12 protein-coding genes are annotated in these 17,454 nt (G+C 65.7%); 8 read left to right on the top strand and 4 right to left on the bottom strand.

Features of this window, described 5'->3' with window-relative positions; genetic code table 11:
- Positions 1-11: 11 nt before the first annotated feature.
- Together IDT60_RS09920 and IDT60_RS09915 are read right to left on the bottom strand one after the other, a co-directional pair.
- Positions 12-881 (bottom strand): aldo/keto reductase, encoded by an 870-nt coding sequence (locus tag IDT60_RS09920; protein ID WP_164199612.1) that lies wholly within the window; start codon positions 879-881, stop codon positions 12-14.
- A gap of 10 nt (positions 882-891) precedes the next feature.
- Entirely contained in the window at positions 892-1,866 is a 975-nt protein-coding gene (locus tag IDT60_RS09915) for a sugar-binding transcriptional regulator (protein ID WP_164199614.1), read from the bottom strand.
- Positions 1,867-2,027: 161 nt separating this feature from the next.
- Here IDT60_RS09915 and IDT60_RS09910 point away from each other — a divergent pair, with 161 nt between their 5' ends.
- From IDT60_RS09910 to IDT60_RS09880, 7 genes are all read left to right on the top strand, one after another.
- Positions 2,028-3,803, top strand: a complete 1,776-nt coding sequence (locus IDT60_RS09910; protein ID WP_191081751.1) for a glycerol-3-phosphate dehydrogenase/oxidase — start codon at positions 2,028-2,030, stop codon at positions 3,801-3,803.
- A gap of 95 nt (positions 3,804-3,898) precedes the next feature.
- A complete protein-coding gene (locus IDT60_RS09905) occupies positions 3,899-4,648 on the top strand; it encodes an MIP/aquaporin family protein (protein ID WP_191081896.1) in 750 nt (249 codons plus the stop codon).
- A 42-nt stretch (positions 4,649-4,690) separates the two neighbouring features.
- Positions 4,691-6,205: a glycerol kinase GlpK gene (gene glpK / locus IDT60_RS09900; protein ID WP_191081750.1), complete on the top strand. Its 1,515-nt coding sequence runs from the start codon at positions 4,691-4,693 to the stop codon at positions 6,203-6,205.
- A gap of 347 nt (positions 6,206-6,552) precedes the next feature.
- Positions 6,553-9,084, top strand: a complete 2,532-nt coding sequence (gene leuS / locus IDT60_RS09895; RefSeq protein WP_191081749.1) for a leucine--tRNA ligase — start codon at positions 6,553-6,555, stop codon at positions 9,082-9,084.
- 66 nt (positions 9,085-9,150) lie between these two features.
- The gene (locus tag IDT60_RS09890; protein WP_191081748.1) at positions 9,151-10,152 is read left to right on the top strand and encodes a DegV family protein; all 1,002 of its coding nucleotides are present in this window, start codon (positions 9,151-9,153) and stop codon (positions 10,150-10,152) included.
- A 49-nt stretch (positions 10,153-10,201) separates the two neighbouring features.
- Positions 10,202-11,083 carry a ComEA family DNA-binding protein gene (locus IDT60_RS09885; protein ID WP_191081747.1) on the top strand — a complete coding sequence of 294 codons (882 nt, stop codon included), beginning with the start codon at positions 10,202-10,204 and terminating at the stop codon, positions 11,081-11,083.
- Positions 11,084-11,204: 121 nt separating this feature from the next.
- Positions 11,205-12,977, top strand: coding sequence for a ComEC/Rec2 family competence protein (locus IDT60_RS09880; RefSeq protein ID WP_223883942.1), 1,773 nt, complete (start codon positions 11,205-11,207; stop codon positions 12,975-12,977).
- A 46-nt stretch (positions 12,978-13,023) separates the two neighbouring features.
- On the opposite strand, the gene IDT60_RS09875 is transcribed toward IDT60_RS09880, so the two are convergent.
- Together IDT60_RS09875 and IDT60_RS09870 are read right to left on the bottom strand one after the other, a co-directional pair.
- Positions 13,024-13,443, bottom strand: a complete 420-nt coding sequence (locus IDT60_RS09875; RefSeq protein WP_191081745.1) for a hypothetical protein — start codon at positions 13,441-13,443, stop codon at positions 13,024-13,026.
- Positions 13,444-13,869: 426 nt separating this feature from the next.
- Entirely contained in the window at positions 13,870-16,077 is a 2,208-nt protein-coding gene (locus IDT60_RS09870) for a M1 family metallopeptidase (protein ID WP_191081744.1), read from the bottom strand.
- Positions 16,078-16,344: 267 nt separating this feature from the next.
- On the opposite strand from IDT60_RS09870, the gene holA reads away from it, so the two are divergent.
- Positions 16,345-17,361 carry a DNA polymerase III subunit delta gene (gene holA / locus IDT60_RS09865; protein ID WP_191081743.1) on the top strand — a complete coding sequence of 339 codons (1,017 nt, stop codon included), beginning with the start codon at positions 16,345-16,347 and terminating at the stop codon, positions 17,359-17,361.
- Positions 17,362-17,454 lie beyond the last annotated feature (93 nt).

Below are 17,454 nucleotides of genomic sequence, written 5' to 3'. Positions count from 1 at the left end.
GACCCTCGGTCCTAGTTGACGTTGTCAGGGTGGGAGCCGGTGCGCTGCCCGCGGTCAAGTTCAGCCAAAGCTGCCATGTCGCGGTCTGACAGGGCAAAGCCGAAGACGTCCAGGTTTTCCCGGATCCGGGCCTCGGAGCTTGCTTTGGGGATGGCGATGTTCCCGAGCTGGATGTGCCATCGAAGGATGATCTGGGCAGCTGTCCTGCGGTGTTCAGCCGCCAGGGCCAGCACCACGGGATCTGCCAGCACCTGCCCGCGGCCCAGCGGGCTCCAGGCTTCCGTCAGGATCCCCAGGCTGTGGTGCTTTTCCCTGAGTTCCGCCTGCTGCAGCCAGGGGTGCAGTTCAATCTGGTTTACCGCCGGCACCACTTCAGCGCTCTCGAGCAGCCGGTCCAGGTGCACCGGCTGGAAGTTGCAGACCCCGATGGCCCGGACCTTCCCTTCACGGTAAAGCGTTTCCATGGCCCTGTACGTCTCGGCGAAAAGACCCCGCCGGGCGCAGGGCCAATGGATCAGGTACATGTCCACGTAATCCAGGCCCAGGTTGATCATGGAGGTGTCAAAGGCCCGGAGCGTGGCGTCGTACCCGTGGTCATCGTTCCAGACCTTGGTGGTGACAAAGACGTCCTCACGCCGGAGCCCCGGCGAGGCTTCCCCGGAACCTCCGCTGCCGCCGTCGGCATCAATCGCCGCGCCCAGTGCTTTCGCCACACCGCTTTCGTTGCCGTACATCGCGGCGGTGTCGAGATGGCGGTAGCCGGTGCCCAGGGCAATGGCCACCAGCGATGACGCGTCGTGGGCCGGAACCTTGTAGAGCCCGTAACCCAACTGGTCGATCAGCACGCCGTTGTTGAGACTGAGGCGGGGAGAGGGTTTCATACGACTGACTTTACCCATTCGATGACAAGACCCCGCCGAAACCCACCAGTCGGCGCGCTGTGGCTTCGTCCAGGATCAGGTCCGTGGCGAGGCCTGCGGAGAGTGCACCACGGAGCCCGTTGATCTTCGATGCCCCGGACACAACGCAGATCCGGCGCCGGACCTGCCGCAGCTCCGAGAGTGCCGGTCCTGTTGAGCGTTCGTTGAGCACAATGCCGTGGGAGGATCCGTCGCGCCGGAAGAACACGGTGGCAACATCGCCCACCACATCCGAACTGGCCAGCATCCGAAGGTCGTTTTCGTCCAGGTAGCCGCCGGCGTATACGTGGCTGGGGTAGTCGGCTTCAACGGAACCAACCCCGAAAATGGCGATGCTCATCCGGGCCTGCAGGGCAAGGATGCGCTGCACGCTGCGCTCATTCCACATGGCGGTCTTGGTGGCGGCGTGGTCAAAAAAAGCCGGCACGGGGAACTGTTCCACCCGGGCGCCATAGGCACTGCCAAAGCGGCGCATGATGTCGCTGGCGTATGTAATGCCAGTGGTGTGCATGTTTCCGGCTCCGTTCAGCTGGACCACCACCGTGTCATGGGTGATCTTCCGTGTCAGGTGCCTGCTGACGGCGCTAAGCGTGGACCCCCAGGCGACGCCGATGATCGCGTTGGAGTCGACGAGCGGGCCGATGGTGCGCGCGGCCTGCAGGGCCACCCGGTCCAGGGTTTCGGCCTCGTTGAGGGATTCAAGCACCGGGACAACGTGGACGTCCACGTTGTACTCCCTGCGGATGATGCTCTCCAGCTCGGGGCCCGTGTCCAGGGGGTTGCGGATCTGGATCTGGACAAGGCCTGTGTCGCGGGCGGCGGAAAGGAGCCTGGAAACAGTGGACCGGGACGTTCGGAGCTCCCTGGCGATCGCATCCATGGTCAGGTCCTGCAGGTAATACATCTGTGCAGCCCGGAGCGCATCCGAGTGGCGTGAGAGCGTCATATCGCTTCCATTCTGCACGTTTGTGCATAGAGCTTGACTCCATTTTCCATTAGTCCAAACAATAGTTGAAGAAGGGCGGCTGACCTGCGAAGGTAGCCCCAAGGACTAAACCCAAGGAGCAGTTTTTGGGACCCAGGAACTTATTCGGCCACGGTGGAGCCATGCCGTCTCCCGCCAAAAATGCACGAGCCTCGCTGGAGGCACTCCGGGAGCGGCCGCACGCTAAAGTGCTGATCATCGGCGGCGGTATTAACGGCGTCGGCACGTTCCGGGACCTGGCCCTGCAGGGTGTGGATGTTGCCCTGGTTGAGCGCGGCGACTACTGCCAAGGTGCCAGCGGCGCCTCGTCCCACATGATCCACGGCGGCATCCGCTACCTCGAGAACGGTGAATTCCGCCTGGTCCAGGAATCGGTGGTGGAGCGTAACCGGCTCCTGCGGATTGCCCCCCACTACGTCAAGCCGCTCCAGACCACCATCCCCATCTTCAGCACCTTCTCCGGTGTACTTTCGGCACCCGTGCGGTTCCTGACCCACAAACAGGGCAAGCCGAAGGAACGCGGCGCTTTCCTGATCAAGCTGGGGCTCAGCCTGTACGACTCGTTTTCCCGCGACGGCGGCACCGTCCCGCGCCACCAGTTCCGCGGCCGGAAGCGTGCCCTGGCCGAACTCCCGCGCCTCCACCCCGGCATCAAGTACGCCGCAACCTACTTTGATGCCTCCGTGCACAATCCCGAGCGGCTCACCCTCGACGTGCTCCAGGACGGCGAAAAGGCCGGACAGTCCCGCGGTGTTTCCGCGCAGACCGGGGCGCGGGCCAGCAACTATGTGTCGCTCCAGTCCATGGTTCCGGGCACCGCCGGGGCTGCTGCCGGCAGCAGCCCCTCCGGCAGCACGGTCCGGCTCCGTGACGAACTCACCGGCGGCGTCTTTGATTTCACGGCGGACGTCATCGTCAACACCACCGGGGCGTGGGTGGACCTGACCAACCAGGCCATGGGCGCCGCGTCGACGTTCATGGGCGGCACCAAGGGATCGCACATCGTGCTGGACCACCCGGAACTTCTTGACGCGTGCCAGGGCCGGGAGATCTTCTTTGAACACACCGACGGCCGGATTGTCCTGATCTATCCCATGGGGGACCGGGTCCTCGTGGGCACCACCGACGTGGATGCCGACATGGGCGAAGACGCAGTGTGCACGGATGGGGAAATCGACTACTTCCTCGAACTCATTGGCCACGTCTTTCCGGACATCCCGGTAAAGCCTGAAGATATCGTCTACACGTTTTCGGGTGTCCGCCCGCTGCCGCGTCACGACGCAACCCAGCCCGGATTTGTCTCCCGGGACTACCGCATCGAGCGGCAGGACAGCGTCACAGGCGCCGTCGTACTCAGCCTGGTGGGCGGCAAGTGGACAACCTTCCGCGCCCTCGCCGAACACCTGACAGACAAGGTGCTGGCAGAGCTGGGTACCGAACGGACCGTATCGACGGCGTCGCTTGCCATCGGCGGCGGCGCCGGATTCCCCGCGGACCAGGCCGGGATCCAGAAATGGATCAAGGCCCACGTATCGGAGACCCGCGACGCCGCAAGGACTGAGGTCCTGCTGACGCGCTACGGCACCCGTGCCGGAGACGTCATCCGCTACCTGGACGGCGGTCCTGACCGGATGCTCTCCTCAACCCGTGAGCTCAGCGTCCGCGAACTGGAGTACATGGCCGGGCATGAGCAGATCGGACATCTTGTAGATGTCCTCATCCGACGTACGTCCCTTGCCTTTCGGGGGCTGGTCACGGGCGAGCTGCTCAACGAGGTGTGTGAGGTGCTCGCCGGTCCGCTGGGCTGGGACGCAGAAAAACGCTGGGCCGAAATCCGTCACGCCAGGGAGGTGCTAGAGCGGTTCCACCGCGTACAGATCCACAGCCTGGTTGCCTAGGCAGTTCCAGGCTGCAACCGGCACGCTAAAGCGCGTTCCGGTGAACGGTCCTTCAACCCGCGAGGGACCGCAACAGAAAACAAAAGGAGTCAATGATGTCTCTTGGAATTGTGTTTCTTTCCGAGGTGTTCGGAACGATGATGCTCACCCTGTTGGGTTGCGGCGTCGTAGCCAATGTGGCGCTAAAAGGCACCAAAGGTAACAGCGGCGGATTCCTGATGGTCACCTGGGGATGGGGTATTGCCGTCTTTGCGGGCGTTTTCGTCGCAGCCAAGTCCGGTGCGCACCTGAATCCCGCCGTGACCCTGGGGCTGCTGGTCAATGGCAAGGCGGAGTATGCACCGGGCGTACCCGTCGACGTGGCGTCTACGCTGACCTACTTTGGCGGCGAGATGCTGGGTGCCTTCCTGGGTGCAGTGGTGTGCTGGCTCGCCTATAAGCAGCACTTCGACGCCGAAGAGGCAGTCGCCAGCAAGCTCGCTGTGTTCTCCACCGGCCCCGCGATCCGCTCCACCCCGTGGAACCTGATCACCGAAATCATCGGCACGTTCGTCCTGGTGTTCGTGATCCTCACCTTTGGCGGGACACCCTCCGGCCTGGGGCCGCTCGCAGTAGCACTCCTGGTGGTCGGCATCGGCGTTTCCCTGGGCGGGCCTACCGGCTATGCCATCAACCCCGCCCGTGACCTCGGTCCGCGCATCGCCCACGCCCTGCTGCCCATCCGGGGCAAAGGTTCAAGCGACTGGGGCTACTCCTGGATCCCGGTCGTCGGCCCGCTCGTTGGCGGCGCCCTGGGCGGAATCGTTGCCAAGCTTGCTCCGATCATCATCACCGCCGCAGCCTGACCGTTCAGCAACCAAACCCTGCATACAGACAAGGACGTCACCATGAACCAGTACGTAATCGCCATCGACCAGGGCACCACCAGCTCACGCGCCATCATCTTCGACCACAGCGGCACCATCGTTTCGTCCGGCCAGATGGAGCACGAACAGATCTTCCCGCAGGCGGGCTGGGTGGAGCACAACCCCGCCGAGATCTGGAACAACACCCGGGAGGTCATCGGTTCAGCCCTCTCCAAGGCGAACCTGACGCGTCACGATATCGCCGCCGTCGGGATCACCAACCAGCGCGAAACCGCGGTGGTGTGGGATAAGACAACCGGCGAAGCCGTATACAACGCCATCGTGTGGCAGGACACCCGTACGCAGGGCATCGTGGACGAACTGGCGAAGGACGGCGGTCCGGAACGGTTCAAGCAGAAGGTGGGCCTTCCCCTGGCAACCTACTTCTCGGGAACAAAGATCAAGTGGATTCTGGACAACGTGGATGGTGCCAGGGCCAAGGCAGAGGCCGGTGACCTGGTCTTCGGCAATACGGACTCCTGGGTCCTCTGGAACCTGACCGGCGGCGTGGACGGCGGAGTGCACGTGACGGACGTCACCAACGCTTCCCGAACCATGTTTATGGACCTCGAGACCCTGAGCTGGGACGAAGAGATCCTGGGGATCTTCGGAGTTCCGCTGAGCATGATGCCGGCCATCAAGTCCTCCTCCGAGGTCTACGGCACCGTGCACACATCCCAATTGCTGCGCGAAGTGCCGGTAGCCGGCATCCTCGGTGACCAGCAGGCTGCGACGTTCGGCCAGGCGGCCTTCGAAGCCGGTGAGGCTAAAAACACGTACGGGACCGGCTGCTTCCTGATCTTCAACACGGGCGAAGAGATCATCCACTCGAAGAACGGCCTGCTCACCACCGTGGGGTACAAGCTCGGGGACGCACCGACGCACTATGCGCTGGAAGGCTCCATCGCGGTCACCGGTTCCCTGATCCAGTGGCTGCGCGACAACCTTGGCCTGATCAGCAGCGCCCCGGAAGTGGAGACCCTGGCGGCTTCCGTCAAGGACAACGGCGGTGTCTACATCGTTCCGGCATTCTCGGGGCTCTTCGCGCCGTACTGGCGTTCGGATGCCCGAGGCGCCATTGTGGGCCTCACCCGGTTCGTCAACAAGAACCACATTGCCCGCGCCGCGCTTGAGGCCACGGCCTTCCAGACCCGCGAGGTGCTCGACGCCGTCAACGCGGACTCCGGCGTGCCGCTTACAGAGTTGAAGGTCGACGGCGGCATGGTGGCCAACGATGCGCTGATGCAGTTCCAGGCTGACATCCTGGGCGTTCCGGTGATCCGGCCCAAGGTTGTGGAAACCACTGCCCTGGGTGCCGCCTACGCTGCGGGACTCGCCGTCGGGTTCTGGAAGGACCTCGGCGAGCTGTCGGCCAACTGGTCCGAGGACAAGCGCTGGGAACCGCAGCTTGACCAGGCCGAGCAGGACCGCCAGATGCGCCTGTGGAAGAAGGCCGTGACGAAGTCCATGGACTGGGTCGACGAGGACGTGAAGTAGACCCGGCGAGCCTATGTCTTCGCTGTTAAGGGGGCCCCGCCGCTTCGCGGACGCCCGAAGCCGCTCCCGGGCCCCCTTAACAGCTCGGCATGTCCGAGCCGGTCTATACAGCCGCTCGGGGCGACTTACGTTTAGGGGAAGGGGCGGGTGCGCTAAAGTGGTTGCATGCGTGCGATCCTTCTGCTTAGCTAGCCGCCCGGTATCCGGAAACAACCGGAATGCCGAGCGGCCGCCCCTCCATGGAGAGGGGCTTTTGTGTGTCCGGGCATGTTTGCCGGGCCGGCAGCAGAAGGGATCAGAGAAGTTGGGGCAGCACAGATGCCGCAACAGAACAGAAGAGGGCAGCAGTGAGCGTTCAGCCGGAGACAGAGACCGGAACAGCAGCAGTGGCGGCGGATACACCCGACGAGGGTGCCTACAGCTTCGCGGCGATGGAGGCAAAGTGGCCGCAGGTGTGGGAAGACCTCAAGGTCTTCACGCCCGCGGATGACGGTTCCCGCGAGCGCCGCTACGTGCTGGACATGTTTCCCTACCCCTCGGGTGACCTCCACATGGGCCACGCCGAGGCGTTCGCCATGGGCGACGTTGTGGCGCGCTACCTGCGGCAGCAGGGCTACGATGTCCTGCACCCGATCGGCTGGGACTCCTTCGGCCTGCCCGCCGAGAACGCGGCCATCAAGCGCAATGCCCACCCCAGTGAGTGGACGTACGCCAACATCGAGACGCAGGCGGCCTCCTTCAAGCGCTATGCCATCTCCGCGGACTGGTCCCGTCGGGTGCACACCTCGGACCCCGAGTACTACCGCTGGACCCAGTGGCTGTTCAAGCGCTTCTACGAACGTGGGCTGGCGTACCGTAAGGATTCCCCGGTCAACTGGTGTCCCAAGGACCAGACTGTGCTGGCCAACGAACAGGTTGTCAACGGCGCCTGCGAACGCTGCGGCACTCCGGTCACCAAGAAGTCCCTGAACCAGTGGTACTTCAAGATCACCGAGTACGCCGACCGGCTGCTCGATGACATGGACGAACTGCGCGGCCACTGGCCCGAGCGCGTCCTGGCCATGCAGAAGAACTGGATCGGCCGGTCCGAAGGTGCGCACGTCAACTTTGTGATCGAGGCCGACGGCGGCAAGCCCGCCAAGGACGTCACAGTCTTCACCGCCCGCCCGGACACCCTGTTCGGTGCAACGTTCTTCGTGGTGGCGGCCGACGCACCGATCGCCGTCGAACTCGTCACGGATGAGCACGCAGCCGCGCTGGACGCGTACCGCGAACAGGTCAAGGCGCTGACTGAGATCGAGCGCCAGTCCACCGAACGCGAAAAGACGGGCGTCTTCACCGGCCGCTACGCGGTCAACCCCCTGAACGGCGAGAAGCTGCCGGTCTGGGCCGCGGACTATGTCCTGGCCGACTACGGCACCGGGGCCATCATGGCCGTCCCGGCACACGACCAGCGGGACCTCGACTTCGCGAAGATGTTCGACCTGCCCGTCCGTGCGGTGCTGGACACCGGCGAAGAGGATCCCGCTGTTTCCGGCAAGGCGACGGCAGGGGAGGGGACCCTGATCAATTCGGGGGTCCTGGACGGCATGCCGAAAACCGAAGCCATCCCTGCCGCCATCGACATGCTGGAGAAGCAGGGCACGGGCGAGAAGTTCGTCAACTTCCGGCTCCGTGACTGGCTCCTGAGCCGCCAGCGGTTCTGGGGAACCCCCATCCCGATTATTCACTGCCCCGCCTGCGGCGAGGTTCCCGTCCCGGACGAGCAGCTGCCCGTGACGCTGCCGGCTGACCTGCGCGGCGAGGACCTGTCACCGAAGGGCACATCGCCGCTGGCTGCAGCCGAGGCCTGGGTCAACGTGGACTGCCCCAACTGCCACGGTCCGGCGAAGCGCGACACCGACACCATGGACACCTTCGTGGACTCGTCATGGTACTTCCTGCGGTTCGTCTCGCCGCAGTACACCGAGGGTCCCTTCGACCCGGACAAGATCAACGAGTGGATGCCGGTTGGCCAGTACGTGGGCGGCGTGGAGCACGCCATCCTGCACCTGCTCTATGCCCGGTTCTTCACCAAGGTGATCCATGACCTCGGCATGCTCGACGCCGACGAGCCCTTCAAGGCGCTGCTGAACCAGGGCCAGGTCCTCAACGGGGGCAAAGCCATGAGCAAGTCCCTCGGCAACGGCGTTGACCTCGGCGAGCAGCTGGACAAGTACGGCGTGGACGCGGTGCGGCTCACCATGATCTTCGCCTCCCCGCCGGAGGACGACGTCGACTGGGCGGACGTTTCGCCGTCGGGCTCCGCCAAGTTCCTTGCCCGCGCCTGGCGCCTCGCGCAGGATGTCACCAGCGAGCCCGGCGTTGACGCTGCGTCCGGTGACCGTGCTCTGCGGTCCGTCACACACCGCACCATCGCCGACGCCGCCGCGCTGCTGGACACCAACAAGTTCAACGTGGTGGTGGCCAAGCTGATGGAGCTGGTCAACGCAACCCGCAAAACTATCGATGCAGCCGCCGGCGCCGGCGGGGCCGATCCCGCCGTCCGCGAGGCAGCCGAGGCCGTAGCGGTGATCCTGAGCCTCTTCGCACCGTATACCGCGGAGGACATGTGGAACGTCCTGGGCCACCCGGCCTCCGTGGCGAACGCCGGCTGGCCGGCCCACGACGAAGCGCTGCTGGTCCAGGACACCGTCACCGCTGTGGTCCAGGTCCAGGGCAAGGTCCGTGACCGGCTCGAGGTCTCTCCGGACATCTCCGAGGACGAGCTGCGCGAACTGGCCCTGGCCAGCGAAAACGTTCAGCGTGCCCTGGATGGCCGCGGCATCCGCACGGTGATCGTGCGGGCGCCTAAACTGGTGAACATCGTCCCGGCCTGATATCAGGCAAGGGCTGCGCACCGGCCGCCGGATCCTTCCGGCGGCCGGCCTAAACCAGGAGGCCCCTTGCCCGACCGCGACGCCGCCGCTTGGCTCTGGCTCCGGGAGCGGCTCGCTGCCCTCCGCCCGGCCGCGCGCCCGGGTGCGCCCGCGGGCCCGCCCGCCGCGGTGGTCCGTACCGCAGTGGTGACCGATTCTGCGGCTGCGCTGCCGGCCGAGTGGGTTGCGGCCTGTGCCTCCGACGGCTTGCTGACCGTCATTCCGATGCCCGTCATGGTGGGCGAGGAAATCTACGGCGAGGGCGAAGACGACATCACCGAAACGATTGCGCTGGCCCTCGCCAGCGGCAAGTCGGTCAAAACGTCCCGCCCGTCACCTGGCCAGTTTGAGCACGCCTTCCTCGCCGCCGAGCGCCGGGGGTACGAGGCCGTTGTCTGCCTGCACATTTCCGGCGGCCTGTCCGGCACCGCGGACGCTGCCAGGCTCGCAGCGGAACGTGTGAAGATTCCGGTGGAAGTCATCGACTCCGGCACTGTGGGGATGGCGCTGGGGATGGGCGTCCAGAGCGCCGTCGAGGCTGCAGCCGCGGGGCTGGATGCAGCGGAGGTCAGCGACGCCGCGGCGGCCCGGCTCGCCCGCACGAAGGTCTATTTCTACGTTCCCAGCCTCGAGCAGCTGCGCCGGGGCGGACGGATCGGGGCTGCGGCCTCGCTGTTGGGCACAATGTTCGCCATCAAGCCCATCCTCGCCGTGGATGGCGGGAAAATTGTGCCGCTGGAAAAGGTCAGGTCAGCAGCGAAGGCCATCGCACGGCTTGAGGAGATCGCCGCCGCGGACGCGAAGGCCCGTCCCGACGGGCTGGTCCGCCTGGCCGTGCACCATTTCGGCAATCCGGCAGAGGCAGAAGCACTGGCTGGGCGGCTGGCCGCCGCCCTGCCCGGCTGTCCGCCGGCCCAGATCAGTTCACTGCCCGCCGTACTCGCCGCCCACGCGGGGCTTGGTGTGCTCGCGGTCATCGTGGGGGAGAGCGCACCTCCTCCAGTGGAACTCGAGACGCTTTCCACATAGGGCAGATCCTGCCTGTCACGGGTGGCTGTGGATCCATAGCGTTGGTTGCATGTCACGCCGGGACCCTGGAGCACGCCATGGGGCCCGGCATGCCCGGGAACGCCTGCAGTCCACCCTGGGAGAGGGGACGGGACTTCTGGCCGACTGCGGCGGGAAGGTCTTTGAGTACGACGGCGGCGCTCAGGATGGCGGCGCGGGTCCTGTTTCCGGATCCGGTGACCACAACGCGGCCGGTGCGGGCAGGGCAGGCCCGGCCCTCAGATTTCGGGTCGGCCTGCCCGTAGCCCTGCTGATCGCAGCCCTCGCGGTAGCGGCCGGCGCGTGGTTCTGGACGCAGGTGGCCGCCGGTCAACCCCACGTACTGCCACTCAGTGAGGTGACGGAGCAGGAAAGCGGGTCCTCCGTTGACGGGGAAACGCCGGGACAGGGAACAGACCGCGCAGGGCCGCCTGACATGCCCACGGAGAGTCCTCACGCCGGCACGGTCATCATCCATGTGGCCGGTGCCGTCGCCCTGCCCGGGGTGGTGCAGCTGCCCGCCGGAAGCCGGGTGCATCAGGCCATCGCCGAGGCGGGCGGGGGCACGCCCTCCGCGGACCTGAACCGCCTCAACCTCGCTGCTGTGCTGGAGGACGGGCAAAAGCTCTACGTACCGGTGCCGGGAGAGGACCTGCCGGCGGCCCCCGGCGGACCTGGCTCCGAGGCGGAGGATCCCGGCGGTGGCGCCGCCTCAGGCGGGGCCAAGGTCAATCTCAACACGGCCAGTGTCGAAGAACTGGACGCCCTGCCCAAAGTCGGACCCGTCCTTGCCCAACGGATCGTGGACTGGCGCAAGGAACACGGGCTCTTCAAATCCGTTGAGGAACTCGACGCCGTCGATGGGGTGGGACCCAAAATGCTCGAAACCCTTCTCCCTCTAGTGGGTATCTGAGATGGCCCGGCGCAGCCCGTGGAGCCGGTTTGTGGACTCAGCGGTGCGGGGGCCGGCAGCAGACGATCCGGCAGTTCAGGACCAGTCCACTCAGAGGCGGACGGGGCCCACACAGGGATCCGTGCCTGCCTCAGGAGCCTCCCAAAGGCAGCTCCCGGCTGCGGCATCCCGGCACCCGGCGGTCCGCCGGGAGAGTGCCAGGCTTGCAGATCAAGTCCGCAGGAAACTGCGCGGTAAAGAGCAGGCGGCCGCTCCTGCTGAAACGCCCCGTCGGCGCACCGACGTCCGGCTGGGGCTGCCCGCACTGCTTGTCTGGGGCGCGGCCGTGGCCGGGGTCTGGCTCACCCCGGCAATGCTGGCGGCGTTGTGCATGGTGTTGGTGGTCCTGGCCGTCGTGCTGCTGGCCCGGGCTGCACGCGGCAAGACTCTGCTGGCCCGCCGCAGGAGCTTCCTGATCACCGCGGCTGTGGCCCTGATGCTGGCCGCAGCTGCGGCAGCGCACTCAGCGGTCTCCTCCTCGCAGCGTCACGACGGACCCATTGCGGAAGCGGCCGCGGCCGGGAAATCGGTGGTGGCCATTGTGGAAATCACGGGTTCCCCTCGCGGCCTGACGCTCCCAGGACAGGCCGGGACGCCCGAACGGTGGTCGGTTGCGGCCCGGACGGAGGAAGTCACGCTCCACGGCAGCGTCATCCGCACCCGCGCTGACCTGGTAGTTATGGGCAGCAGCGGCTGGGAGAACGTCATTCCGGGGCAACTGGTCCGGACGGCCGGCAAGCTGAGGCCGCCCGAGCCAGGGCAGCAGGAGGCAGCCATCCTGGCAGCATCCATGGCACCGGGTGCCGCCGCCTCCGGAGATGCCGGCCGGGGTGCTGATGCCGCTACGGGGCCTGCCTGGCAGATGGCGGCCAAGGAGTTGCGCGGCCGGTACGTTGCCGCGGCAGGTTTCCTGGCGCCCGATCCCCGGGGCCTCCTGCCGGGGATGGTCACGGGCGACACATCGGCGCTGGACGAAGGGCTCAACGGGGCCATGAAAACGGTGGGGATGACGCACCTGACCGCGGTCAGCGGGGCCAATTGCAGCCTGGTTCTGGGCGCCCTGCTTATTGCCGCGCGTAGCCTCAGGCTACCCAGGCTCGTGGCGGGAGGACTGGCGTTGGGCGGTCTCGGGATGTTCGTAGTGCTCGTTGGACCTGATGCCAGTGTGCTGCGCGCTGCGCTCATGGGTTCCATCGCCATCGCCTCGCTGGCCGGTGGGCGGGCGGGACGCGGGTTGAGCTTCCTTTGCCTCGCAGTGATGGGCCTGCTGCTGATCGATCCTGGCCTTGCGATCAGCTTCGGTTTTCTGCTGTCCGTGCTCGCAACGCTGGGCATCATCGTCCTGGGCCCCCGGATGATGGAATGGACCCCTGCGATTGTGCCCCGCTGGGCAGCCGCCGCCTGGGCCGTGCCGCTCTCGGCGCAGCTGCTGTGCGGTCCTGTCATCGTGCTGCTGCAGCCGCAGTTCTCCACCTATTCCTTGCTGGCGAACATCGTAGCGGCGCCGCTGGTGGCGCCGGTGACGCTGCTTGGCACGGCGGCCGTGCCCTTGGTGCTGTGGATGCCTTGGCTGGCCACAGCACTGATAGCCGTCGCAGGAACGTTCAGCGCAGGCGTGGCAGGGGTTGCCCGGACGGCTGCGGCATTGCCAGGGGCGTCCCTGCCCTGGCCCGAGGGTCCGCTTGGCTTCCTCACGATGGTGCTGCTGTCGGCTCTGACCTTTGCCGGCGTCCTGGCGGCCGTCCGGCCGCGCAGGCTCGTGTGCCTGGTCCTGGCCTGGCACGGCCAGCTGGTTTCCCTGATTGAGACCCTGGAGGCGTTGCCCACGAAAACACTGCGCCACCGTGGCAGGTGAGCACTCAATTGGGCGGGCCCAATTCGCGGGTAGGAAAATTCAGTCCCTAGTCACGCTGCATCTGAATGGTGACCTCGTAGGAATCAGAGCCCTCCGGGGACTCGTTGATGCAGAGTGACTCTCCGCTTACCCCATCAAACTCTGCCTTGATGCAACCCACGTAGAGCCCTGTGTCCGGGCCGTCCAACCCGGACTTCATCCCGAACCTCTCTGCTGCCTCGTCGAGGCTGACCTTGTGGTCCACGGACCACCGCGCGGTCAAACGCAAGCACGATGTGTCGATGGAGAGGCATCCTGGATCGACGTTGGGGTTGCGACGGAAGACCTCAACCCAGTCATCCTCCGGTACGTTGTCAGCCCTGGCCATCAGTCCATTGGCCTTCTCCTTTTGGGAGCCGCCGCCACCGTTGATCTCCTGAGCGAGGGCCGAGCACCCTACGAATCCCAGAACGCAGAGCAGCGTCACGGCCAGTGCAATTCCACCGAGTATCCAGCCAAACCTGCTTTTCTTCTGCGGCGGAGGCCCCTGCCACCCGGGCTGTGGCGCTCCGTAGTAAGGCTGTGGCGGATACTGCCCCCGGGGAGAGTGGGGCGGAGTTCGATCCGGTGGCCGGGGCTGTTGGTACGGGTCCATTCCGTAGCCTCTCTGGTTGAATTAGTTGCGTCTCGTGCTGATGGCAAAACCACACGGGCAACTGCCCCTCTCCGGTTCCCCCACGGGGGAGTCTACGTGGACGGGTAACCTAGCCCGCCCGTTCTGCGGGACGGGAAGGAACGCGCCATTGCCGTTGCCTGGGTGGATCCGGTGTTCCTGTCCCGGAACGAGCGCAGAGAACGCCCTTCCCGGCGGCCGGGAAGGGCGTTCTCTGGGCACTGGAGCAGGTTTACGTGCTCAGCGGGTCTTGCCTCCGTTCCTCCGGTCAAGGTTACCGACGGCGGGCGGCGCATCCGGCGCGCCCGGTGCCGTGCTGAGGGCCGGCGTGGGATCAAGACCGGCCGGTTTCGCCGCGGTGAACAGCCATACGTCGAATAGCGGGTTCAGTTCCTGGCCGGAGATTTTTTCGGCGAGGGTAATGAAACCATCTGTGGTGACGCTGCCGCCGGCATTGAGTTGCGGCCACTCGCGCAGGATGCTGAAGAAATCCTCGTCGCCGACCGCCTGGCGCAGCGCGTGCAGGGTCATGGCGCCCCGGGCGTAGACCGCGGAGTCGAATAAAGCGTCGGGCCCGGGATCCCCGATCCTGACCTTCCAGAACGGGTGATCGGCCGGGATCGAGGCAAAGGAATCGAAGCTTGCCTGGGCCGTTTGCAGGTCCTCGTTTTCACTCCACAGCCATTCGGCAAAGGTGGCGAATCCCTCGTTGAGCCAGATATGCTGCCAGGCCTGCACGGAGACACTGTCACCGACCCACTGGTGCGCCAATTCGTGCACCACCACTGCATCGCCTTGCAGCCGGTCGTGGAAGAAGTCCATGGAATAGATAGGCCGCGTCTGGTTTTCCAAGGCGAAGCCCAGGCCCCGGAGGTCGTCGGCGGTCCCGCCGGCGTCCCGGAACGGATACCGGCCGAAGTAGCCTTCGAGGAATTCGATGATTTCCGGCTGCCTGTCGAATGAAGCCCGGACGTTTTCGCCGATTCCCGGGGGAGGCTCGGCCGTGACGATCCAGTCGTTCACGTTGCCGGGGCTGCCCGTCGGCTGACCGGGGACGGTCCAGCCGTCCAGGGTGTCGCCGTCGTCCTCGAAGGATGTGCTGCCCTCGCCCGTGGAGACCACCACGTCGTCGACAAACACGCCGGGATTCTGGGTGACGTCGTCACTGACGTAGCTGATGGAGACTTCGACGTTAGTGCCGGCAAAGCCGGCCAGGTCGGCCGTCCACTGTTCCCAGCCGTCGCTGGCGCCGCTGGCCGCCCGCCACACGCCGGAGCTGCCCGCCGCCGTGCAGCCGCCCGCGCTGTCGCCCGTCTGGTAGTGGGTCAGGAACGGATGCTGGATGTGCCACCGGGGGCAGGAAAGGCCTGTCACCGCGGAGGTGTGCCCGTTTGCATCGGGCAGGGTGGTCCAGTCCTCAGCGCCGGCGGTACGGGCCTCCACGAAGGTGAAATCCCAGTTGGGCTCTGTATCGCGGGCCAGCCAGAATGACAGCTGCGCCCCGCTGGCCGGTACGGCGATAGTACGTGTAAGCCGTTTGTAGGAATTGTCCGCTGCCTGGGACCATACGAAGTTTGTTCCGGTCCGCGGTTCCGCCACCGGGTCAAAGAGGTCAGGGTCCAGCGCATCAAGATAGTTAATGCGCCCGACCTGGTACTCACTGAAGTCCCACTGCCCCACACTGGCCGTGGCAAGATAGGACGCCATCGGTTCGCGCGCATCCCACGTCCAGGTGGTCAGGCCGTCCCGGGTCCGGTTGTCAACCAGGCGCCCGTTGGCCACCACTTCGAGACCTTCCGGGACCGATATCCGGAACGTGTACGAGGCTTTGTCCAGCGGATGGTCGTTGACCGGGAACCAGGTCGCTGCCACATGCGGCTGCCCGATGACCAGGGAGCCGTCGTCGGTGTGGAAGAAACCGGATTGCCCGAACAGGTCGGTGAGGGTTTCCGGAACGCCGTCGTAGCGTACCTCCGTAGTGAAGCGGCTGTTGTCCCTGATGCCCCGCTGCGGAGTAACGGTCAGTTCGCCGGCGTCTCGCGTGAATTGCGCCGAACGGTCGTTGACCGTCACGCCGCGGACCGTTAGGCCGTCCAGGTCAAGATTAAATGCCGAGAGGTCCTGCGTGGCTTTGGCGACGATGGTCGCCGTCCCGCCCAGGACGTCGGTCACCGGATCATAGCTGAGGTCCAGCACATATTCGTCGACGTCATAGCCGCCGTTGCCGTCCAGCGGAAAGTAGGGATCACCCAGCCCGGGCGCCCCTGGCCGGAAATCGGCTCCCCCCGGGATGGACCCTTCCTGGGCCGTATCCGGGGATGTTTCGGTGGCCGCGGCGGTGACAGGCAGCGAGGCAAAGCACAGCAGCAGTGCCGCAAGCGCGGCCGTGCGCCGGCGTCCGCCGGCGGCATGAGGGCCGGGTCCGGCGGCCGGGTGTTGGTGCGACATCGGCAATTCCTGCTTTCCTGAGTAGTCGGCGGAAGATGCTGCTGCCCACAACCGTGTATCTGTGTGTTTCGCAGCCACCTTGGCACCGGCCCACACGCGGGCGCGGTGTTCCATTGCACCGCCGGTGGCGTTACTGTGCCGTTACATCCGGCCGTTTCCACGACGGGCCCGCCAACCGCCTTCACCCGAACAGTGGCCGCGGTTGGTGGGAGGGGCCTGCCATGGCAGGCTTAGACACTGCACCAGAATTTCCGGGAGGAATCCAGCATGGCCGCTGCCCAAACCACACGAACCAGGACGACGGCGTCGAACGTTGCCTCCTGGCGCGACGTAACCCCCGCCGGAGTCGTCCTTGTGGGCGGACCGGAGGAATACCTCGGTATCCGCGCCATGGACCACATCCGCTCACAGGTACGGACAGCGTTCCCCGACGTGGAGGTCACCCGCCTGACCGCCGGCATTTACGAGCCGGGCTCACTGGCCATGAACGTCAGCCCCTCCCTCTTCGGTGAGCGCAAGCTGATCGAAGTCGAAGGCGTTGAAAGCATGAACGATGCCTTCCTCGCCGACGCCCTCAAGTACCTGGCACATCCCGAACCCGACGCGGTCCTGGTCTTGCGCCATGGCGGGGGAGTCCGCGGCAAGAAACTCCTTGATGCCGTCAAAGCCGGCGGTTGGCCCGTAGTGGACTGCCAGCCCATGAAAAAAGACGCGGAGAAGGCAGCGTTTGTCGCCGCAGAGTTCAGGGCTGCAGGAAGGAAGATCACCTCCGACGCAGTGCAGGCGCTGGTAAATGCGGTCGGAGCCAACCTGTCCGAACTGGCAGCAGCCTGCAGTCAGCTGATCGCCGATGCCACGGGTGCCGTGACGCCCGAGTTGGTGGACCGCTACTACGGCGGCAGGATCGAGGCCACGGCTTTCAAGGTGGCCGATGCCGCGATGGCCGGGAACGGTCCCGTGGCGTTGTCCACGCTCCGGCATGCTTTGGCTACCGGAGCCGATCCGGTTCCCCTGGTTGCGGCGCTGGCGGCAAAGCTGCGGACGGTGGCCAAAGTGGCCGGCGCCCATGGTTCTTCCGCGCAGATAGCCAGGGAGCTTGGCATGCAGCCTTGGCTGGTGGAGCAGGCCCAGCGTGATGTCCGTCGCTGGACGCCCGAAGGCTTGGTCCGCGCCATCCAGGCAACGGCCGAGGCTGATGCGCAGGTGAAAGGGCTCTCGCGTGACCCGGTGTACGCAGTTGAACATGCGGTGACGATCATTGCCACCTCCGTGCAGCGTCACTGACTCACGCCAGGCGCCCGGACGGCACGATCCTCAGGGCAGGTCTCTGGGCTTAAAGAGTTGAGGCCGGCACCTGTCAGGTGCCGGCCTCAATCA

This window comes from Pseudarthrobacter sp. BIM B-2242, from assembly GCF_014764445.1.
Taxonomy (GTDB): domain Bacteria; phylum Actinomycetota; class Actinomycetes; order Actinomycetales; family Micrococcaceae; genus Arthrobacter; species Arthrobacter luteus_A.
Note: the sequence above shows the minus strand (reverse complement) of the source record. Positions and strands in the feature narration are given on the sequence as shown.